This window comes from Streptomyces lydicus (genome assembly GCF_004125265.1).
In the GTDB taxonomy this organism is placed as follows: Bacteria; Actinomycetota; Actinomycetes; order Streptomycetales; family Streptomycetaceae; genus Streptomyces; species Streptomyces lydicus_C.
On the sequence record NZ_RDTE01000003.1, the window covers coordinates 2,149,521 to 2,170,623 of the forward strand.

17 protein-coding genes and 2 pseudogenes are annotated in these 21,103 nt (G+C 68.9%); 6 read left to right on the top strand and 13 right to left on the bottom strand.

From position 1 onward, the window contains the following. Window positions 1-6: 6 nt before the first annotated feature. Both D9V36_RS11950 and D9V36_RS11955 read left to right on the top strand, forming a co-directional pair. On the top strand, window positions 7-810 hold the full coding sequence (locus D9V36_RS11950) for a class I SAM-dependent methyltransferase (RefSeq protein ID WP_206739650.1): 804 nt from the start codon (window positions 7-9) through the stop codon (window positions 808-810). 101 nt (window positions 811-911) lie between these two features. Beyond that, window positions 912-1,154: pseudogene (locus D9V36_RS11955) on the top strand (transposase family protein); the annotation flags it as partial. A gap of 70 nt (window positions 1,155-1,224) precedes the next feature. Here D9V36_RS11955 and D9V36_RS11960 read toward each other — a convergent pair. From D9V36_RS11960 to D9V36_RS12015, 11 genes and pseudogenes are all read right to left on the bottom strand, one after another. Further along, window positions 1,225-1,689, bottom strand: coding sequence for a hypothetical protein (locus D9V36_RS11960; RefSeq protein WP_129293760.1), 465 nt, complete (start codon window positions 1,687-1,689; stop codon window positions 1,225-1,227). Then, window positions 1,686-3,833, bottom strand: a complete 2,148-nt coding sequence (locus tag D9V36_RS11965; RefSeq protein ID WP_129293761.1) for an integrase — start codon at window positions 3,831-3,833, stop codon at window positions 1,686-1,688. Before D9V36_RS11965 ends, D9V36_RS11960 begins: the two co-directional genes overlap by 4 nt. After that, entirely contained in the window at window positions 3,830-5,560 is a 1,731-nt protein-coding gene (locus D9V36_RS11970) for a hypothetical protein (RefSeq protein WP_129293762.1), read from the bottom strand. Before D9V36_RS11970 ends, D9V36_RS11965 begins: the two co-directional genes overlap by 4 nt. Beyond that, window positions 5,557-6,657, bottom strand: a complete 1,101-nt coding sequence (locus tag D9V36_RS11975; RefSeq protein ID WP_347239708.1) for an integrase — start codon at window positions 6,655-6,657, stop codon at window positions 5,557-5,559. The genes D9V36_RS11970 and D9V36_RS11975 overlap by 4 nt, the downstream gene beginning before the upstream one ends. Window positions 6,658-7,118: 461 nt before the next feature. Continuing rightward, window positions 7,119-7,559: pseudogene (locus D9V36_RS41975) on the bottom strand (AAA family ATPase); the annotation flags it as partial. Continuing rightward, complete coding sequence (locus D9V36_RS11985) at window positions 7,556-9,109, bottom strand: 3' terminal RNA ribose 2'-O-methyltransferase Hen1 (protein ID WP_241720844.1); 1,554 nt, start codon at window positions 9,107-9,109, stop codon at window positions 7,556-7,558. The gene D9V36_RS11985 and the pseudogene D9V36_RS41975, both read right to left, overlap by 4 nt. A gap of 75 nt (window positions 9,110-9,184) precedes the next feature. Continuing rightward, window positions 9,185-10,108, bottom strand: a complete 924-nt coding sequence (locus tag D9V36_RS11990; protein ID WP_129293763.1) for an LLM class F420-dependent oxidoreductase — start codon at window positions 10,106-10,108, stop codon at window positions 9,185-9,187. 429 nt (window positions 10,109-10,537) lie between these two features. After that, on the bottom strand, window positions 10,538-10,993 hold the full coding sequence (locus D9V36_RS11995; protein WP_129298363.1) for a DUF6099 family protein: 456 nt from the start codon (window positions 10,991-10,993) through the stop codon (window positions 10,538-10,540). Between the two features lie 529 nt (window positions 10,994-11,522). After that, window positions 11,523-11,882, bottom strand: a complete 360-nt coding sequence (locus D9V36_RS12005; protein ID WP_129293764.1) for a nucleotide pyrophosphohydrolase — start codon at window positions 11,880-11,882, stop codon at window positions 11,523-11,525. Continuing rightward, a complete protein-coding gene (locus tag D9V36_RS12010; protein ID WP_129293765.1) occupies window positions 11,879-13,366 on the bottom strand; it encodes a biotin transporter BioY in 1,488 nt (495 codons plus the stop codon). The genes D9V36_RS12005 and D9V36_RS12010 overlap by 4 nt, the downstream gene beginning before the upstream one ends. Window positions 13,367-13,420: 54 nt before the next feature. Then, window positions 13,421-13,810 carry a cell division protein SepF gene (locus tag D9V36_RS12015; RefSeq protein WP_129293766.1) on the bottom strand — a complete coding sequence of 130 codons (390 nt, stop codon included), beginning with the start codon at window positions 13,808-13,810 and terminating at the stop codon, window positions 13,421-13,423. A gap of 219 nt (window positions 13,811-14,029) precedes the next feature. On the opposite strand from D9V36_RS12015, the gene D9V36_RS12020 reads away from it, so the two are divergent. Continuing rightward, window positions 14,030-15,190 (top strand): magnesium and cobalt transport protein CorA, encoded by a 1,161-nt coding sequence (locus tag D9V36_RS12020; protein ID WP_206739651.1) that lies wholly within the window; start codon window positions 14,030-14,032, stop codon window positions 15,188-15,190. A gap of 474 nt (window positions 15,191-15,664) precedes the next feature. Here D9V36_RS12020 and D9V36_RS12025 read toward each other — a convergent pair whose 3' ends face one another. Further along, window positions 15,665-15,991, bottom strand: a complete 327-nt coding sequence (locus D9V36_RS12025; protein WP_129293768.1) for a hypothetical protein — start codon at window positions 15,989-15,991, stop codon at window positions 15,665-15,667. Between the two features lie 412 nt (window positions 15,992-16,403). Between D9V36_RS12025 and D9V36_RS12030 the strand changes: the two genes are divergently transcribed. The 3 genes from D9V36_RS12030 to D9V36_RS12040 all read left to right on the top strand — a co-directional run bounded on the left by D9V36_RS12030 (window position 16,404) and on the right by D9V36_RS12040 (window position 19,140). Next, window positions 16,404-16,673: a hypothetical protein gene (locus D9V36_RS12030; protein ID WP_129293769.1), complete on the top strand. Its 270-nt coding sequence runs from the start codon at window positions 16,404-16,406 to the stop codon at window positions 16,671-16,673. A gap of 335 nt (window positions 16,674-17,008) precedes the next feature. After that, window positions 17,009-18,196 carry a glycosyltransferase gene (locus tag D9V36_RS12035; protein WP_164992939.1) on the top strand — a complete coding sequence of 396 codons (1,188 nt, stop codon included), beginning with the start codon at window positions 17,009-17,011 and terminating at the stop codon, window positions 18,194-18,196. 299 nt (window positions 18,197-18,495) lie between these two features. After that, window positions 18,496-19,140 carry a TetR/AcrR family transcriptional regulator gene (locus tag D9V36_RS12040; RefSeq protein ID WP_206739652.1) on the top strand — a complete coding sequence of 215 codons (645 nt, stop codon included), beginning with the start codon at window positions 18,496-18,498 and terminating at the stop codon, window positions 19,138-19,140. Window positions 19,141-19,318: 178 nt separating this feature from the next. On the opposite strand, the gene D9V36_RS12045 is transcribed toward D9V36_RS12040, so the two are convergent. Continuing rightward, the gene (locus tag D9V36_RS12045) at window positions 19,319-20,875 is read right to left on the bottom strand and encodes a DUF2079 domain-containing protein (protein WP_129293770.1); all 1,557 of its coding nucleotides are present in this window, start codon (window positions 20,873-20,875) and stop codon (window positions 19,319-19,321) included. Between the last annotated feature and the right edge of the window lie 228 nt (window positions 20,876-21,103).

Here is a 21,103-nt window from a genome sequence, read left to right on the forward strand (position 1 = left end):
CGAGTGATGGAGGTTATCGCGGTGGCTGGTTATGGGGCGCTTTCTGACGTATACGAGTGGCTGATCGGGGACGACAGGTTGACCCCCGCCAATGCAGCCGCGGTTTATTACAGCGATGTCGTGGGCTCTCTGCCGCCCAACGCGCGCGTCCTCGACTGCGCGTGTGGAACCGGCCAGCTCGCCGTCGGTCTCGCGAGTCTTGGCCTTGACGTGGTCGCCGCAGACGCCAGCAATGGGATGGTTCGCCGGACCGAGAAGGCCGCCGACGAGCAGGGTGTCTCGCTTCGAGCCCTCCGCGCGAGCTGGGACGAGCTGCCCGACCACCTGGAGGACTCCACGTTCGATCTGGTGTTCTGCGTCGGCAACTCGCTCGGGCACGCTGAGGGCGCAGCCGGGCGCCTGACCGCACTGGAAGCTATGTCGCGGCTGCTGAATCCGGGCGGACGCCTCGTGCTCACGTCACGCAACTGGGAGCTCGTGCGCTCCGCCGGCTCACGGGTAGACGTCCGCGATCGACTCATCCGCCGCAACGACCGCGATGCGGTCGTCAGCTACTACTGGCAGATCGAGCAGCGCTGGGAGCAGGAACACTTCCTCGAGATCGTGGTCGCCCAGATCGAGCCGGATGGGGCAGTGCGAGCCTGCTCGGAGCGGTTGTCCATCTGGCCCTACCGGTACGAGGACCTCGTGGCGCAGTTGCGGAGTGTCGGGCTCACGGTGCAGTCCACCACCTTCGACCCCGAGAGCGATGGATACCTGGTGGTCGCCAGCCGCGACCAGGCGCGAGGCACGTCTGAGCCGGCGCGCTGATCCGCTTTTCGTCGTTGTCGTTGCCGACCTGTGGGCTCGCGACCGCCTGCAGCGGGTTCTTCGCGAAGTGTTCAGCGCTTGGAGCGGTTGCTGCGGGTGCGGTCCTCGCCGCGCTTGCTTCCAAGCTGCGGACCGCGGCCTGCACGGCGTCCACCAAGGCCTTCGTGACCCTGGACGGCACGCTGCTGCCGATCGACCGAATCGCGGCCGACCGGCCCTTCTACTCTGGGAAACATGAGAAGCACGGCATGAACGTGCAGATCATTACCGATCCCGCCGGGCGACTGGTGTGGGCATCGCCTGCACTGCCCGGCGCGGTCCACGACATCAAGGCCCCGCGCCGCTCACCCCCGCTGTCACTTCGAAGCAGCTCCCGCAGTCACGCACAATGACAGCCCTGGGAGCTGGACGGGTTCAGGCCTTCGGCGGGCGGAACAGAACGACGTTGTCCGGTTCAAGTGCGTGTCCAGCTTGCCTGTCGTCCTCTTGAGTGAGCACAGCGCTGGCGAGGGCGAGCCTGGTCACCTGCCGGCGGAGCTCTTCGATCTCGGTTCTCTGATTGGCAATGGTCTTCTTCAGCTTGGTGACGGTTTCCCGGAGTCGTTTCTCGGTCTCCGGGACTTGGCGGGTTTCGGCGCGAACGCGTTCGTAAAACTCGTTCTTCAGGTCGACGTGGCGTTTGAGGAGAGCCATGCGGTGGACGTCGGCCTCGGCGGCGAGGGCGACGAGGGCGACGAGGGCGACGAGGGCGACGAGGGCGACGAGGGCGACGAGGGCGACGATCGTGAGGCTGCCGTTGGAGGCGGTGGCTTGTCCGGTCAGGAGCCGGTCCATGGCCTCGCGGATGCGGGCGCGTTCGTCCTGGTGCTGCTGGTTCATGTGAGGGCCTCGGCGGAGTGTGCGGTGGCGTCGTGGGCGGCGGCCGTCTCGCGGAGCCGGTTGGCGTTGGCCCGCAGGCGCTTGCTGACTGGTCCGGGGGCGTGGGCGGCGAACTGGTCAAGTTCGCCGGCGCGTTCGCGGAGTTGTCGGGCGTGGGTGTCAGTGCGGACGGTGTTGCCGCAATTGGGTCGGCAGTCGTACTGACGTGGGGCGGTCGCGCCGGGTTCTGGGTCGCAAAGCGCGTTGTCGTGCTTGAAGGCGCAGATCAGGAACGCATCGGGGTTGTCGTAGAGCACGATGCCGTCACGGGCGAGGAAGGCGCTGGCTTTCCTGGCGAAGGTGCGGAGGACGATGCGGCCCTCGAAACGAGGGGTGTGGGCGGCGGCGGTCAGGGCCCGGCGGGCGGCGGGCCCTGAGACGTTCTCTCCGGCGGCGACGCGGTCGCGCAGTCGGGCTGCGGTGTCGGCGGCGGCGAGGGCCGTTTCGACGTCGAGAATGGCGTGGATGCCTCGGCGGCCGCGGGCGCCGTAGCCGCTGGAGGTGCGGGCGTCGAGGACGGTGCGCATGTGCCCGTACTGAATGGCGAGCGCGATCAGTCCTCCGGGGCGCCGGGCGACATGCCAGGCCAGGGACCTTCTGAACCGGCTCAGTCCGATCGCGCCGTGGGGGTCGTCGGGGATGGTCTCGCTGGGGAGGCCCTGCGTCTCGGCCTCGCGGTTCACCCAGTTCACGAAGGACTCGATGCGCAAGGTCAAGGTGGCCTTCTTCAGCGCGCCCGCGTAGCTGTGGCTGGAGCGGAATGCGTGGTGGGCGGCGCCGAGGAGGAGTTTGCCCTTGGGGACGATGCGTTCCAGCACGCGGATGGCGCGGACTACCGGTGTGATCGCGACCCAGGGCACTTGGCGGACTTCGCCTGCGGAGATGTGGTTGCCGTCGTCGTCTGTGACGTTCTTGTAGTGGTGGCTGTGGATCAGGTGCCGTCCCTCTGTGCCGTCGGCGGTGGGTTCGGGGTCGGGGCAGCAGCCGGAACGCAGCCCCTGCACCTCCTGGGGACGCATCCCGGTCAGATAGAGCAGGATGATCGTCGCGGCCGTACCCAGGTGCCGCATGAGCTCGGCGGCCTCGTTGAAGTCCACGTGCTCGCGCCAGGGCTTGCCGTTGATCTGCCCGGCGACCGGCAACCGCAGCGGGCAGGGCCCTGGTCGTGCTGCGGCGATCTCTGCGAGGCCGTGCTGCTGGACGAACCTCGACACCTGGCCGCGGTTCGAGCCGGTGAGAGCGGCGATGTAGGTGGTGGCCATCTGGATCTCGCGTTTCTCCGAGCTGGCTGGCAGCGGGTGACCCGCTCGCGCCATGGGCAGCAGCCACTCCTCCAGCGCGGCCCATCCGGCCGGCGAAGCCTTCGTGGCGGCGGTGACGGCGATCAGGCGGCGGCGTTCGGCCCAGGCCGCCAGGATGTCGTCGGCGAAGTCGTCGACGAACCGGATGGCCCAGATCAACAGCGGCCCGAGAACCAGTGGGTCCAGCGGTTCCGTCGCGTTCTCCCCGCCGGGGGCTGTACCGGTTGCGGGGAGGAAGTCGTCGACTCCTTCGGTCTCCCACGGAGGCCGGGTGATGCCCGATGGTCGTGCGCTGAGCTGGTCGAACGCCCACAGGTTCGCCAGCCGGACGCAGATGATCGCCGCGGTGTCGCGGGACACCTGGTGCAGACGCTCACGCGCGTAGGCCCGCCATTCCGTCTCGGTGCAGGCCCCCAGGCTGGTGATCTGACGCTCGTGCAGCCAGCGGGCGAGCCGCATCCACTCCAGACAGGTGGCGAGCATGTCCGGGGCACCCGAGCGGGACCGGGCCTGGACTCCTCGGGTTTGGAGGTAGGTGGGCCTCAGCTGGCCGTTGAGCATCGTCCAGGCCGCGAGTTTCACCTGGTCACGCAGGGGTTCCGGACAGTTCTTCCAGTGGAGCTTGACCAGGCCCGTGCCGGGGTTGTCGATCAGCGGGGCCATGGACCAGATAGCGTCCTGGTAGCGAGAGTTCGGGTGCGAGTTGCCCGGACTGATCCACTGGGGCAGCACCACGGGGCTGTCCGGGGCCGGCATGGCCAGCACGTACGTGTCGATCTCGGCAGCGGCGCCGACGGCGGTCATGGGGTGAGATCTCCCTTCACCAAGAGGTGGACCAGGGCCCGGTCCTCGTCGTTCACGCGGGCGAGCGCCGCGTTCCAGGCCGCCGGGCCGACCTTGTCGCGCAGGTCCTCAAGGCGGAGCACGTGCTCCCTCCAGTGCTCGTTCCAGGTGCGGTCGGGCAGGACGGACCGAAGGCTGTGCAGCTTCTGGTGCAGATAGGCGAGCCGGGGGTGATGGCCGGGGTGGACCCGGGCGTTGGGGCAGGCCAGGCAGAGCAGGAAGTCCGCGCCGCAGCCGCCCTTCGCGTCGGGCCAGGGGCTGGCCGTCTCATCCGCGCAGTCCGCGGTCACGGTCTGCTCGTGGCCGGGGGCCGGGGCATCGGCAATGTCGCCGACGAAGACCACGGCCTGGGCCTGTTCGAGGGCCTCGCGGGCACCGGCTTCGAAGACGCTCCGTGAAGCGTGCTGAACATGCTCGTCGGGCAGCACGTAGATGCTCTGATGGGCGCCCTGGCTGTGCTGAAGGGGACGGCCTTCCCGCGTCACCGTCGTCCTGCGCGCCCTCTGGAACGGAGATCCGCCCAGGTCATGCGTGGTCCACCACAGCTGGGCGTCACCGTTGCCGATACCGAAGGCGCAGGGGCCCACCGGGCGGGGCCGTTCCGTGCGCTGGTGCCTCCGCTTGGGGTAGTGCATCCGCGCAACCATCAACAGGTTGTTGTCGGGCGCGAGACGATGAACCAGGGCCCGTCCATGTGCGGTGGCTTCCAACGCCTGAGTGATCAGTCTGCCGGAGGAGTCGGCTCCGGAGTCGGTGATGTTCTCCGTGGAGAACCATCGGCCTCCGCCCTGCCTGCGCTTTTCGATCTGAACCTGATAGGTCACCGTGGCCGTCGATCCGGCGGACGGGGCGGTGGTCGGGGCTGGCATCCGGTCGTAGACGGACAGGTTCCAGCCGAACCGGTCGGTCAGCAGCACGCCCAGCGCGGTGAGTTCGGAACGTGACAGGAAGAGCCTGCCCCACATGTTCTCCGGGCTGGTGCCGCCGAGTAGCGCACGGTCCTTCACGAACTCCCCGCTCGGCATGACCGCGTGCGGGACGTAGCCGGTCTGGGCGAGGTGATCGAGTACCTGGCCCAGGCGCTCATCGTGGCTGCCTTCCTCCAGGTCGCCAGCCCGCCACCTCTCCAACAGGATGGTGTTCTCGCGGATCCGCAGCAGGGCGGTCCGAAACTGCCGCTGGGCCACCCGCAGGACCCGCTCCCGCTCCTCCTTGCCGTACGACTGCTTGATCGGCACGGTCTTCGGGATGCGCCGGGCCAGTTCTTCACCCACCGGCCCCGCAGCCAGCCGCGGATCTGCTCGCAGCAGTGGCCGAACCTGCCGCAGCACGTTCTTGCCGCTGTTGGTGCCGATATGCCTCGCGCGCCAGCGCTTGAGCATGGCGGACGTCAAGTCCCCCAGGTCCTGCGAGGGATGCTCCAGCTCGGCGACGAACCGCGCGAACATCTTCACCGTGATCCAGGAAGCCCGTGCGGTCTCGTGACTGTTCCAGCCCGCGGACCGGATCGCGAAGACCTCGGCCAGCGACCGCTGCATCGCCTCGGCGACGGGTAGTTCGGCGAAGTCGAACGTCATCTCGTATCCGGCCTTGTTGACGACCGTCACCACAAGCCCGTCGGGAGCCAGCGGCGGCTCGGTGCGGTGATCGGCTGGCGGCAGGATGGCCCGCCGTCCCCGCCCGGTCACCGGGCCGCCTCAAGGACGGCGTCGATGTCCTGGATGCCCTCCGACTCCCGGGCGAGCCGGGTGAACACACCGTCCAGGTCCTCGACCTGCTGTTCCTCCTCGCTGGCGGGTTCGGCCGCGGCCAGGATCGACTCCAGTTGCAGGTGCGTGACCGGCGCGAGGTAGTGCCGTTTCGTCACCTCCACGTCCGCGTGACCGAGGAGTGTCTTCCCCAGCCACCACGGATCGCCGAACAGCATGGCGAAGTCCCGCCGGTCTGCGGCCGAGAGCCCATAGCGGGTCTCGACCAGCTGGTTCAGCAAGACCAGCATGTAGAGGGCCATCGAATGACGCGCGGCGTGCGGCGTGGCGTACGGACTCTTTCCGCGTACCTCCGCCAACCGGAAGCCCCGTTCGACCTCCCGTTCCTCCGCGGTGAGCAGGACCTCCTCACAGCGCAGGTTCGCCGCCCTGAATACGCCGTTCCACCGGTCCGGGGCCATCGGCAGTCCCTGCTCTGTCAGCCACAACCACGCAGGCTCCGGCCCGTCTGGTCCCTCCAGGAACAGCCACTGCCGCTCACGCCACCCCAGGCGGCCGAGCTCCTGCTCGCCAACGACGCCGTCCGCATCGACCCACTCGACCTTCGGTCTCAGACCCCGCGTCACCTTCGTGACCCGCCGCATCATGGGCAGCCGCTCGTAACGGCCTTCCACCTGGGCACGTTGCACCGCCCACGCCCGCTCGGACTCGACGTATGCCTCGGCCTGACCGACCGCGTCCACCGACGCGTAGAAGACCCGGCTCTGCTTCGACCGGGTGGCCGCCGCGGCAACGCGGCCATGGCAGTAACGGCCGAACCGCAGACGCTGGCAGGGCAGTTCAAAGGTGAGCAGTGAACCACCCTCCTGCCGGCGCAGGCCGGAGCTGAGCAGCAGCTGCACGAAGCTGGTGTTGCGCAACTCCGTCCGTGACTCCCACCCCGGCGCCGGCATCCCTGTACGGATGTGACCGCGCAACCCGATGTCGGACCACAAGCCCCAGGTCCGCGGCGTCAGCCAGAGCACGCGCGAGCTCACCGAGTCCGCGGCCCGGTCCTCGCGGCGCACGATGTCCACCGGCAGCGGGGACACCTTCGCCCACCGGAACAGCTTGGTGAACGCGGCCGCCTCTCGGTTCCACTTCGTCCCGCCGATCCGGCGGGGATTTTCCGGAGCTCGGCATCTCCAGTGCCGGTAGTCCGCCAAGTCCTGCCGCGTCGCCCGCCTCCACGAAACGCCGCGCGAGGAAAGGAAAGTCAGAAGCGGCCGGATATCCGTCGCGTAATTTCCGCTTGGTCTCCCGCTCCAGATCCCGGAATTCGACGGACCGGACGAAATTCAGCAGGTCCCGGTCCACCGTTCCGTCCGGCGCAATGAACACCGGATCACCTGGCCGCAGACCGATCCGGGCGACCTCGGTTGGCAGGTCCTGTACCCCCAGGACGCCCTCAGGCGGCAGCGATCCCCACTGCCCCGGATCGGGCACCCACACCACGCACCACTCTTGCAACTGACGCCTCCCCTGACGCTTGAACACGCTCAATCATCAGGGAAGTCGCGTCCACGACCGTCAGCCGCCCGGCGGCCAGCCGCTTGGCCGCGATGAAGTGCAGCACCTCGAACGCATCGCCACTGGCGCTCTGGTCGTTCTCGTCGTCGCTGACCAGTCCCCGGCAGAAGTCGGAGGAGAGGACTTCGGTCGGCCGGAAGTGCCGGGCGGCAAAGGTCGATTTCCCGGACCCGGTGGCTCCGACCAGCACCACGAGCGAGAGATCGGGCACGGCGAGCGTGCGCCCCTCCGGCGCGGACTGCGGCTCCGGCTCGGACCGAGGCGGTGACTCCGGCCCCGGCTCAGGTCGAGGCAGCGGCTGCGGCTGCGGCCCGCGCTCCTGCTGGGCCCTGTCCCTCTGCCGGTCCTCGCGCGCGTGCTGCGCGTGCTGCTCTTCGTCTCCGTACTCCGTACGGCCGTCGTCCGTCATTCCCCGACCTCCTTCCCGTTCGCCGACGTGCTGCTGTCTTCACGGTTACCGCTGCTCTCACAGTTACCGCTGTTCTCACGGTTACCACCGCCTTGGCCGTGGCCGCCGTCTTCACCGTGGATACGGAAGTGCGCGAGCTGGGTGGGCGGGCCCACCTCGGGATCGTCCGGGCCCACCGGGGCGAAGCTCACCTCGTAGCCGTGCCGCGCAGCGACCTCCCGTGCCCACTGCCGGAACTCCTCCCGTGTCCACTCGAAGCGATGGTCCGCATGCCGGGCCTGGCCGGCCGGCAGCGACTCCCAGCGCACGTTGTACTCCACGTTCGGCGTCGTCACCACGACGGTCCGCGGCCGGGCCGACCCGAACACCGCATACTCCAGCGCCGGCAGCCTCGCCGGATCTACATGCTCGACGACCTCGCTGAGCACCGCCGCGTCATAGCCCTTCAGCCTGCTGTCGGTGTACGCCAGGGACCCCTGCACGAGGCGCACACGCTCCGACTGCCGTTCGGGCATACGGTCCAGCCGAAGCCTGCGCCGCGCCTCGTGCAACGCGCGCATCGACACATCCACACCGACGATCTCGGTGAACTGCCCTTCCTCGAGCAGCGCACCGACCAACTGACCCTGCCCGCAGCCCAGATCGAGCACCCGCGCCGCCTTGGCCGAGCGCAGCACGGTGAGGATCGACTCCCGCCGCCGCGCGGCGAGCGGCACCGGCTTCTCCTCCGTGTCCGCCTCCTCGTCCACCGCGTTGTCGATCATCTCGGCGGCCACGTCGTCCGACTCGGCCAGCCGCTCCAGCTCCAGCCGCTCCATGGCCTGACGTGTGAGCGACCAGCGGCGCGCGAGGTAGCGTCCGACGATCACCCGCTGCTCAGGGTGGTCCTCCAGCCAGCCCTCGCCGGCCCGCAGCAGCTTGTCGACCTCATCCGCCGCGACCCAGTAGTGCTTGGCGTCGTCCAGCACCGGGAGCAGCACATACAGATGCCGCAGCGCCTCGGCGAGAGTGCACTCCCCTTCCAGCGCGAGCCGTACGTAGCGCGAGTCACCCCACTCCGGGAACGTCTCGTCCAACGGCAGGGGCTCGGCCTGCACCGTCCATCCCAGCGGCTCGAACAGCTTGCGCACCAGCGCCGCACCACCCCGGGCGGGCAGCACCGGCACCTCGACACGCAACGGCATCGTGCGCGTCACCAGTTCGGGCCGCGCCGCGCACTGCCCCTTCATCGCGCTCGCGAAGACGCTCCTCAGCGCCACCGCCAGCAGCGACGAGGCCGCGTACGGCCGGTCGTTCACATACTGCCCCAGCGCCGAATCCGGAGCACCGCCGCGCCCCTTCCCCCGGCTCCGGCGCACCAGGGCGATCGGATCGACGTCCAACAGCAGTGCGGCCGTGCACCGTTGAGCGTCGGCCTCGGGATAGAGGACGTGCGCGGTGCCGTGCGACGTCGAGAACTGCTGCGCCTTGTCAGGATGCTTGTGCAGCAGGAATCCGAGGTCGGTCGCGGGACGGTCGGCGCTGCCGGTGGTGGCTATCGTCAGGAACACGCGTCCGAGTATTGCCCTAGTACGCCGCGATCCACACCGGTTTTCCGGCGGCGCCGTCCGACGCCCGCTCAGCCGTCAGGCCAGCTGGGACTGCACCTGCGCGGAGATCAGCTCGAGGTGGTCGAGATCATCCAGGTCCAGCATCTGCAGGTAGACACGGGACGCCCCGACGGCGGCATACCGCCCGATCTTGTCGACGACTTCGGCGGGTGAGCCCGCAAGGCCGTTGGCCTTCAGTTCGTCCACGTTCCTCCCGATGGCCGCGGCCCGTCGTGCCACCTCGGCATCGCTCCTGCCGACGCAGGCCACGAGGGCGTTGGAGTACACCAGCTCATCGCCCTTGCGCCCGGTGGCTTCAGCGGCCGCCCGCACCCGTCCGAACTGGCGCTCGCTGTCTTCGAGCGAGGCAAAGGGGATGTTGAACTCATCGGCGTACTGTGCCGCCAGCCGCGGTGTGCGCCTGACACCGTGTCCGCCGACCAGCACCGGCACCTTGCCCTGGACGGGCTTGGGCAGCGCAGGCGAATTCTCCAGCTGATAATAGGTCCCGTCGTAGCTGAACTCCTTTCCTGCCTCGGTGGCCCACAGGCCGGTGACAATCGCCAGCTGCTCTTCCAGCCGTGCGAACTTCTCCTTGGGGAACGGAATGCCGTAAGCCTTGTGCTCCTCCTCGAACCAGCCGGCACCGAGGCCGAGTTCCACCCGGCCGCCGGACATCTGGTCGACCTGCGCCACCTGGATGGCCAGCACACCCGGCAGCCGGAAGGTGCCCGCCGTCATCAGCGTCCCGAGACGGATGCGCTTGGTTTCCCGGGCCAGCCCCGCCAGGGTGATCCAGGCGTCCGTCGGTCCGGGCAGCCCGTCGGCATTGCCCATGCGGAGATAGTGATCCGAACGGAAGAACGCATCGAAGGAAAGGTCCTCCGTAGCTTTGGCGATCTTCAGAAGACTGTCGTAGGAAGCCCCTTGCTGGGGCTCGGTGAAAATGCGTAGCTCCATACCTCCATCCTGCGCTCCGGACGGCGAACCAACCGTCGGAGGCGCATTGATGCACCGGTCGGTCGATGCACTGCGGGTCGTTGGTTATTGCACTGGCGGGTTGTTGCACCAGCCGATTGTTGCGTCGGCGGCTTGATTCACCGGCCGGTTGTTGCGCCGGCTGGTTGTTGCGTCGGCCGGGGCAAGCGGCTCAAGTGGGCCCATCCCTGGCCGGCACCGACGAGGGCGACGAGGAAGAGGTCCGGCGACGGGGAAGGCTGTGGGCGGCCGGAACGATGTGGGCGATACGGATGCCACGCGGAAGGGGCGGCGGGGCGTCGGGGCGGTCCCGGCTCACCAGGTCGGCGCGGGGGCAAACGGCGACCGGCAGCGGAAGGAGAAGGGGGAACGGGAAGGGGAATGGCAGCGGGCAGCGGTCTTCTTCTTGCTTCAGGCAGGATTCCGGTCGCGCACCTCCAGCCTCTCCAGTATCCCGGCCACACGGTCTCTCGCTTCGTCGACCGTGTCCATCGCCTCGACGCACGTCCAGTACATCCCCTCCTCGTCAGCGAGCAGCACCACGCTCACCAGCGCTTCGCACACTTCCCGCAACAGTCGGCACAGGCCGGTCAGCGCCTCCCTGACGTCCCGCACCTCGGACAGCTGAGCCGCCCGCAGCCCACCGGTGGCCGATACCGGGCACAGCAGTCCCCCGCTGAACCGCCCGCCCGCGTCGCCCAGCCCTCGGGCTCTGGACCGCACTTCGTACGGCCCGAATATCGCGAGATGGCTGCCGATCGCCTCCGCCAAGGCCTGCGCCTGCCACGCCTCGACGATCACTCCCTGCACCGTGTTCGCCTCGGCCAGACCGCGCCGGCTTGCCGCGATGATCCGCACCGCGTCCATCCGCTCCCTCCTCTCCTCATCATTCGCGTGCACCTTGCACTCTTTCCACTACCCAGAGTGAGGGTGAACACCCAAAAAAGCCAGGGGAATTCGCAAATCTGTGGACAAGCAAGGCGATGTGGAAAGATCCATGACTCCATAGAGTGATAAAGGGTGGCCGCGTCCCCACTCTCTCCCCGCGCGCCTCAACACCCCCACCCTCCACACGCCCTGCGCAAGTCTCGCGAAACATCCGAAGAGGGGCACCGCAGGAATCGTCAGCGACGGAAGGAAGCGGTGGGAGAAGCGGTGCCGGCCGGACTCCCGGCCCACGACCGTGCCGCCGAAACCACAACCGGCACCAGGGCCAGGACCGGGATCAGGACCAGGACCGGCCCGAGGCCGCCACCGCCCCGGCCCCGTCACCGGCCCCGGATGAAGCCAGGAACGCCGGTGGGCGGGAACCGACGCCCCGCCCCGCCGGTCCCCGCCCGCCCCTGGCTGCCCGCCCCTCCCCGCTCAGCCGACCCTCCCCTCCCCGCTCAGTCCGCTATTCCTCCCCCTCCCGCGGGCGATCGGGCCGCGCCGAACGGACCGCCGGGAACCGCGACTCATTGCGCTCGATCTTCGCGGCGAGCGCCGCCGCCGCATCGACCCCCAGCGCCTCGCAGAACTGCAGCAGATACGCCAGGACGTCCGCGACCTCGTCCTCGACCCGGCCGGCCTTCCGCGGATCCGACATCACCTCCGCCGATTCCTCCGGTGTCAACCACTGGAAGATCTCGACGAGTTCAGCAGCCTCGACGCTCAGCGCCGCGGCCAGGTTCTTGGGCGTGTGGTACTGCTGCCAGTCCCGAGCGGCCGCGAACTCGGCCAGCCGTCGCTGCAGCGCATGAAGATCCTCACTCATGCCTCCAGGTGTAGCACCTGCACGCCGGGCAGCCCGTCGGCGACCGAGGGATCCCGCACCGTCCCCAGCAACCGCACATGTCCGCGCTCGGTCATCCGCACCGCCAGCGACACCAGTTCACGGGCCTGCCTGCGGTCCATACAGCGATCCATCCCGTCCGCCATGACCGTCATCTGCTGATGGGCCGACGGGACCTCTCCGACCGGATCCATGGCCAGGACGTCCGGCCCGGTGAGCAGCACCAGTGCCAGCGCGAGAAACCGCAGCTCACCATCGCCGAGCTGCTCGACGGGCAGTTCCCCCAGTTCGCCCCGGTCCAGTACGGCCCGCACACCCGCCGCATCTTCCGGCCCCTGTGCGCCGTGCGGCCCCGTGGAGCCACCGCGCCCCACCGCCGCAGGAGCACCGGCGGCCCCGTCGCCCGTCCCGCCCGGCTGCCACGGCACCGCACGCAGCCCCTCGACGGGACCGGCACACGCCCCCCGCACCGCCGCGACCAGCACCGCATGCCGCCGCGCACACTCCCGGCTCGTACGCTGCAACACCGTGGGCAGGTTGTCGCAGGACGACCGCAGCCGCCCCTCGTCCTGCGGCTCCCCCACCTCACGGCCCCAGCCCGCCTCGCCACCGCTCGTCTTCCGTGCCCGCGCACCCCAGGCCCCCGCAGTTCCTGCCGCAGCGCCCGCCCCGCCGGACCCTCTCGCCCTCCCCGGCGCAGCCACCGCTTTCCCGCGCCCGGCGCCCGCGCCGCCCCCGCGCGCCCCGGCAGTACGTCCCGCACGCCCGGCACCAGGCCCCCCGCCGTCCGTCCCCCGTCCGTCACCCTCACCGGCCACACCCGTACCGCCCGTCCCCGCTCCTCTCATGACCTCAGGCCGCGGGTCGCACACGAACGCCGACCGCAGGGCGACCACGACCTGCTCCGCCGCGGCCAGCACCAGCCGCTGCCCCGCCGTTTTGCCCGCGACGCGCAGCGGCAGCAGGGAGGTGCCCAGCCGGTCGTCGGGCAGCGGCGCGCGGGTCACGGGAGTCGCACCCGCCGTGTGCCAGGCAGCCTGGACGGCCGGCCGGGTGGGGTCGGTGAGCGCGGTGGTCAGCAATGTCTCGCCACCGCCGGTCAACCGCTCGCCGACGATCCGCAGGTCGGGCTCGGCCTGGACGGCGAGATCGAGGCTGACGGGGCCGGCCGGGCCGTCGACCGTGCAGCCGATACGGAAACCGCGCCGTCCCTGTTCGTCGGGGTGCGCCCCGGCCGGCACACAGGCCGCAGGATCGCCCGCCACTTCCCTCACCGCCCGTGCGAGCGACTCCCCGCTGCCGAGCCGGGCGAGGATTTCGTACGCCTGCAGCGCACTGGACTTGCCGCTGCCGCTCCCACCGCTCAACAGGGTCAGCGGGGAGAGCGGCAGGGTGACACCGCGATGGGACTTGAAGGCGGACAGCCGTAACTCCGTGACCGCCGGCCGCACACTGTCGGAATTCATGAAGGGACGCTATGCAGCGCCCGGACGGAGAACCGTTACGCCCAACAGCTCTTCCTACGAACGGGGGACACCGCCCGCCACCTCTTCCGCGACCTCGGTGCCGGTCGGCGCCAACAGGAAGACATTGGTGTCCACGCGGTGCATCCCGCTGCCGAGCCCGAAGACGACTCCGCTGGAGAAGTCCAGGATGCGCTTGGCGACATCGGCGTCGGCGCTGCTGAGGTCCAGCAGGACCGGGAGCTGCGCCATCAGGTACTCGGCTACCTCACGGGCGTCCGCGAAGGTCTGGACGCGAATGACGATGAACCGCCGCGCCTCCTCGGCCGGCTCCTCCTCAGGGAGGGCACGGTGGTCGGGCCAGGAAGGCCATTCACTGCTGCCACGGAGCGGGACGACCTCGGCCAGCCCTTCCCACTGCTCGTCGGTGGCATCGGGGCCGTTCACCGAATCACCTCGCCCGGGAGAGTGTTGGCTGTCTGCGGTATCTGCATCGCACAATTCTAGGGATAAACACACAAACCTCGGCGGACGTGACACACGCCGCGGCACGCCCCGCCCCATCCTGCACCATGCCCGATGACCTGTTCCGACATCCGCGACAGATATCCTCCGTCGAGATTCTGTGTGCCCTTTCATCCCCGTGTGACGGAGGTTGGTGCTGTCGTGGGGTCCGAGCCTCCCGGTCGTCGGCCGCGTGGCCTGCGCGGCCTGCGCAAGCCCGCCAAAAAGCGCCCCGCCGAGCCCTCGCCCGCCCCGGCCGCGGACGATTCCGGCACAGCGACGGGACCCCCCGCCGAAGCCGGCGGCAGCATCATCAACGCCGTCCTCTACCGTGACGGCCGCCGGGTCAGCACCCATGACACGCTCGCCGAGGCCTTCCGGCAGCAGCGCGCGGCCTCCGGCACTCTCGCCTGGATCGGGCTGCACCGTCCCAGTCACGACGAACTCCTCGCCCTGGCCGCGGAGTTCGACCTCCATCCCCTCGCCGTCGAGGACGCCCTGGAGGCCCACCAGCGCCCCAAGCTGGAACGCTACGGCGGCACTCTCTTCGTCGTCCTGCGCGCCGCCCGCTACCTCGACGACCCGGAGGAGGTCGACTTCGGCGAGCTGCATGTCTTCGTCGGCCGCGACTTCGTGCTCACCGTGCGGCACGGCGGCGCCCCCGACCTCTCGGCCGTACGCGCACGCATGGAGGACACCCCCGAACTCCTCAAGCGCGGCCCCGAAGCCGTCCTCTACGCCATCCTCGATGCCGTCGTCGACGGCTACGAGCCGGTCGTCGCCGGCGTCCAGAACGACATCGACGAGATCGAGACCGAGGTCTTCGGCGGCGACCCCCGGGTCTCCCGGCGTATCTACGAACTCTCCCGTGAGGTGGTCGAGTTCCAGCGCGCCACCCGCCCGCTCAACGGCATGCTGGAGGGCCTGACCGCGGGTTTCGAGAAGTACGCCATCGACGAGGAGCTGCGCCGCTATCTGCGCGACGTGGCCGACCACGCACTGCACACCACGGACCGCGTGGACGGCTTCCGGCAGGCCCTGCAGGACATCCTCGCCGTCAACGCGACCCTGGTGAACCAGCAGCAGAACGCCGAAATGCGGGCCCTGGCAGAGGCCGGCTTCGAGCAGAACGAGGAAATTAAAAAGATCTCCTCCTGGGCGGCCATCCTCTTCGCCCCCACCCTGGTGGGGACCATCTACGGAATGAACTTCGCCCGCATGCCGGAGTTGCACTGGGCATTCGGATACCCCTTCGCCATCGTCCTCATGGCGATCGTGTGCACCAGTCTGTACTTCGTCTTCAAGCGGCGGGACTGGCTCTGAGCAATCGTGGGGGACTACCGAAGACCCCGCCTGGTGGGGTTTCTTCGTTGGGCCCCGCCGGAGATCACTCCGGCCGAACCGGTGCACCGGTTCGGCCTACCCGCACGAAGAAGTGCTACTCGCTGGGATCTTGTAGCTGGCCGCAAGATTCTGGTCGAAGACCAAGACCAGAGCATCAGGCAGGTACGTGAATCCGACCCCTTCAGCATCGCCCGGCGCAATTACCAGACTTTGACTCGTTGGAGAAGTCAAAGTCTCCCTGCGGCACTACGTAGCGAACCGTTCTCCGGCCTCTCCCGCGACAGCGCCCTGAGGGCAGCAAGACCGGTGCCACCATGCGCCCGAGCAGCCCACGACTGAATGACCAACATGCCCAATACCGCCCAAAGTGCTGGAACTGACGATCTCGGCTGCCGATCCGGGTGTGACGGCCGGGTACGAACGACACACACCGCGATCATCGCGAAGCTGCGATCACCCATATCTCCTGTACAGATCCCTGTCCCGCCAGGAGTCATGGAAAGCTTCGAGCATGGCTTCGTAGTGCCGACGGTTACTGACATCTCCCGTCGGGTGCGCGAGCCGTCGCTCGATCTCTGCTTTGACGGCAGGCCACCGGAGTTCGTGCATCACGAACGAGACCAGTTCGACAACTCCCTCTGCCGGAGCGTCCAACAACGACACGAGTTCCGCCTCAAGCCGGTCTCTCAGGTCGAGGTTGCCTCGTAGAATCAGGCGGGCGTGATCCAGTTCTGGCTCCAACTCCTCGACACCGTACGAGGATTCTGCGATGCGGAGCACCTCGTGGACGCACCGACGGAACCCTCGACAGCATCAGAGGCATCCCCATGCGGCATTGCATTTTCCATCGGCTTTCCTTCCGTTTCTGTTGAATGCGTCGACCGCTGCCTTCTCGGCGTGCGGCCCATACGGACGGCAATGGCCGGACTTGTTATCGAGGAAGACAACCTCGCCTCCCTTGGTCTTGAAATCGCCAGCAGCAAGCACCTCGACTCACCGCCGCCAGCGGCGAAGTGTGCTGCCTGTTCGCCGACGACGCCGACGACGACGCCGACCCGATCACACGGAATCACCACCTCGGATGCACCATGTCCCTTGACCACACGTGTTGCTCCGCGAGCCGGAGCAGTCAGCTCCTCGCCTGTCCGCGCGGCGGCGGGAAAGGCAGCCCGGGACAGATGCGGATTCCTGTATGAGCCCCCGCTACGTCGGACGCCACAGCGGCGGGCGTCCTCCTCGCGACGCAAACACGCCCAAGGTATCCCCGCCCCACCCTCCAGGGCTTGCCGCCAGGACCGTTGACCGCCGTACGGTCAAGAAGATCGCCCTGTGGGTGGCGCTTGCCGTCGGCCTCGCGCTCTCCCTGGCAGTCCTCATCGGGCTGGTGCAGGGCTTTCACGCGATGGACCACCCACCCGGTGGCTGGTGCCAGGACAACTCGGCGACCTGCGTGCACCGCTGACAGCCCTGGGCAGGGAACCTCTCAGCGGCCGAGCACCTGAGGAACCCAGCGCCCGAGCGCCAGTGGAACCGGGCCTCGCTCCAGCCTCGCGTGGGTCTCGCCAGGTGTGTTCGGGCTTGGTCACGTCCATGGCCTGCGGCTTCCGAGGGCCGACGTTCGGCACGGTCACCCGCACGCGGACCAGGGACGCGAGGGTTGCCGTCGGCATCGGCCGGAAGGACGCGAAAGGCGGGTGATAGATTCTCAACAAGCGTTTATTTTTGAGCAGTCGGCCGTGAAACCCGCGGCGAGGCCCACCCCGTGGCGCCTGCACCGCTTCGTGGAGAGCGAGCATCATGCGCATCCTCATCACCGCACACGCGATCTACTCGCACCTCGCGCCCCTGGTACTGCCGGTGGCGGAGAGAGCCCAGGAGGCAGGCCACGAGGTGGCCGTCGCCACGGGGGCCGATGTCATCGAACACATAGAAAAGCGCGGGCTCACCGCGTTGACGCTGCCCCATATGGCGTCGATGGGGGAGGCGCTACAGAACGGCACCATCCAGCCCCCGCCGGGCATGGAGAACGTCGGCTCCGTGACCGTTGAGCTGGTGCCGGAATTCTTCGCCGCGACCTTCGTCGGGCACCTCTCCGCGGCCAGCGTCCCCGACCTCCTCGACGTGGCCAAGAGCTGGCAGCCGGACCTGATCCTCCACGAGTCGACCGAGTACGGTGGCTATCTGGCGGCGGAAATCCTCGGCATCCCACACGGCGCTCTGGATATCGGGCCGATGGCGCCCTACGCCCACCCCGCCGTGACGGAGGAGCTCAACAGGCAGCGGGAGAAATTCGGCCTGGCGCCGGTCACCGACCCCTGCCACCCGTTCCGCGCCTTCCGTGCCGGAGTCGTTCCGGAGGACTTCTACCCCACGGACAGCCGGCTGCCCAGCGCCCGCTACTACCAGGTCCCCGCCGGGGCGGCACAGGGTGCTCTCGATCCGGAGATCGCCCGACTCGACACGGACCGGCCGCTCGTCCTCGCCACCCTAGGCTCGAACGCTTCCCGGCTTCCCGGCGGCGCCCACGCCCTGCTGGAGACCATCATCGAGGCCCTTGGAGAGCTGCCGGTCACCGGCGTCGTGGCCCTGGGGGCCAACCGCGACCCGCGGCAGTGGGACGGACCACGCCGCAACAACGTCCATCTGACGTCGTTCGTCCAGCAGGAACTGCTGCTCCGGTCCAGCGATCTGTTCCTCACGCATGCGGGCTTCAACGGCACCCGGGAGGCGCTGGCCGCCGGAGTCCCCATGGTGGCCGTACCGCTGTTCGCGGAACAGTCCCACAACGCCTCCCGGCTCGAGCAGTTGGGCGTCGGGACCCGGATGAATGTCCAGGACGTGACACGCGATGCGCTGGCCGCGGCGCTGCGCAACGTTCTCGATGACCGCTCCTACCGGTCCCGCGCCCAGGGACTCCAGCGCCGGTCCCACGCTCTGCCGGACCTCGGCCAGCTGGTGGCGGATGCGGCGGCGCTGGCCGCCTGAACCGGACGGGTCTCGTCCGTACACCACCACGGTGACGGTTCTGCCGGACCGTTCCCGTCCCGCTCCGGCCGCTGGGAAGTGACACCAGCGGCCGGAGCTGGCGGGCGGTGAGGGGCCGGCTCCCGGCCTGCGCCGGCGTCGGCCACTCCCCCGCGGAACCTCGCGGTCCGCCATTCCCGCGACGAAGCTTTCCGATCGGCCGTTCCTCTGCGAGGCTTCCCGATCCGCCGTTTCCAAGGCCCCGGCGCTGTCCGGAGGTACTTGTACCATCGGGACCGGCACCGGAAAGGGGACCGACTTTGACCTGCGCCGATGCAGTGACGAACGCGCCCGGACAGGCCGCGCGGCGCACGTCCGGTTCCGGGGGCCCGGCCGAGGAGGCAGCCCTTCCGGAGCGCAAGGGCGAGCGCACACGCCGGCGCATCCTGACGGCCGCACGCCGGAAGTTCGGGGAGGTCGGCTACGAGCGCGCGACCATCCGCGCCATCGCTGCCGAAGCCGATGTGGACAAGTCCTCCGTGATCCAGTACTTCGGCAGCAAGCAGGCCCTGTTCCGCGAGGCCGTCCACTGGCAGATCCCCCACGACGAACTCACCACCAGCGACCCCGGCCACACGGTGGAGAACCGCCTGCGCGGCATGCTGGACACCTGGGCGGCGGATCCGGACAGTCCCATGGCGGTGCTCCTGCGGACGAGCATGACGAGCGACGAAGCGGCAGAGCTGCTGCGCCGGCATATGACCGCGGAGGTCACGGATCACATCGCAGCCACCATCGATGCCCCGGACGCGCGACTGCGTGCCGCGCTGTTCAGCGCGATCATGATGGGGGTCGCCGCCCAGCGCTATCTGCTGCACCTGCCCGACCTGGCCGAGGCGGACGTGGAGGACATCGTGCGGATCGCCACTCCCCTGCTCCGCAGCCTCGTCGCCCCGGACGCCTGAGCCACCCCGATTCCATCGTCAGCCGCATCCCTCGAGCCCGTCCGTCAGTCCATCCCCCAAACCCATCCGTCAGGCACATCCATCAGGCCCACGCGTGGCTCGCGATGAGGCCCGCGATGAGGCCCGCGACTCCGCATCGTGCGGAATTGCCGAGGGCCGGGGGATGCAGCGCCGGGCGTTATCTCCTGCGGAGCAGGGTGATCCCGTCCTCCTCGGCGACCTGGACGTAGCCATGCGCACGGTAGAGGCGCAGCATGCGGTGGGTCCGCTCCACCGGGCAGGGGGTTTTGACGGTCGGGTCGTGACGGTCCGAGACCACCCAGCGCGGCGGATGCGCCGGGAGGGCGGTCGGTGCGGCGGGATCGGGGCCGGTGCCGAAGCAGACCAGACTGACGGTGGTACGGCCGGTCAGCATCGGCGCCAGGCGGTTCGAGGAGGCGACGGTGTCCCCGTCGGGTATGCGCTGCAACAACCGCTCCGCCGTACGGACATGTGCCGGGGTCCGCCAGGCCGAGGGGAGGACCAGGTCGTGGAGCGGATAGACCGCGGCCGTGACCGCGGTGAAGGCGGCGGAGAAGGCAAGGACCTTACGGCGTCTGCGCGGCGGCGCGATATCCGGCCGCCGGTGGAGCACATCGATGAGACCGGCGAAGACGAGCGGCATCAGGATCGCGTTGTAATGGAAATTCGGCTGCCAATAGTGCTCGTTGCCGGCCAGCAGCCGCCAGGCGAGAGTGGGTACGCACAGCAGCGTCAGCGGGGAACGCAGGCCGAAGAATGCGGTGGGCGCGGCGAGCATGAACAGCAGCAGCCACTTCATCGGCGGCCAGAGCACATGGAGTCCGGTGGACGCAAGACCGGCGAGGCTGCCCGACGAGGAGGCCTCGCCCGGCATCTGGTGCCAATAGTCGAAGCCACCGCGGGGATTCATGGCAGGCAGAAGAACGAGAATTTCCACCGCGGTGCCCGCCACGCCGAGAAGCATCACGGCAACGCCGAGCAGGACGGGGAAGTGTCGCCGCTCCGCGGGGTGGTGAGCCGAGTCCCCGGGCTCGTGAGGCCGGTCCCCGGCATCGCGACACCGATCCCCCGGCTGGTGACGCCGGTCCTTGGCTTGATGGCGCCGTTCCCTTGACCTGTCCTGCCGTTCCACGGAATTGTGCCGCCCCTCGCGCCGCCCCTGCCATGCGATATAGCCGCCGATGGCGGCGAGCGTGAGGCCGAGGTCCTCTTTCACCAGAAGCAACGGGAGCGCCCACGCTGCCGCCGCCCCCCAGCGGCGCTGTCCGAGGGCGGTCACGCTGAATGCGAGAAGCGGAACCGCGAAGCATATTTCGTGGAAGTCCTTGGCGACTCCCGCCACAAGGCCCCAGGAGGCGCCCAGCCCGCAGCCCACCGCCAGGCCCGTGACCGGTCCGACGGCCCGGTGTGCCCAGCGGGTGAGCGGATAACAGGCGAGTGCCATCAGTGCGGCCTGCACCACCAGCAGCGTCACACCACTCGGGAAGAGCCGGTAAACGGGGGCGACGAGCACCAGGATGGGGTGAAAGTGGTCTCCGAGGAGGTGAAATCCCGGTCCCTTGAGTTCCACGACCGGAGCCCGGCCGTGCGCATAGGCACGAATCGCCTGCTCGAATATCCCCAGGTCGTAGCCGGCATTGAGCATGCGCTCGTTCCGCAGCACCGACACCACGGTGTACAGCACAAAAAATACCGCGGTTACGGTCCACCCCATGGCCCGTGGGCCTGGTAGGCGTCGACCGAACGCGGCGCCGGCATCCGAGACTTGGCGGTCCGAGGGTATGCGGAAAAACCACGTTCGCCGGGGCCGCTCCGACCGCTCGAACCGCGCCGCCCGCTCCGACCGTTGCGCCGTTTCCACCCTCGCACCCACCGTCATCGACTCGGCAAAAGGAACACGATGTACTGCCCCGGCGGAGAGACGCAGTGGGCCGGCCAGACA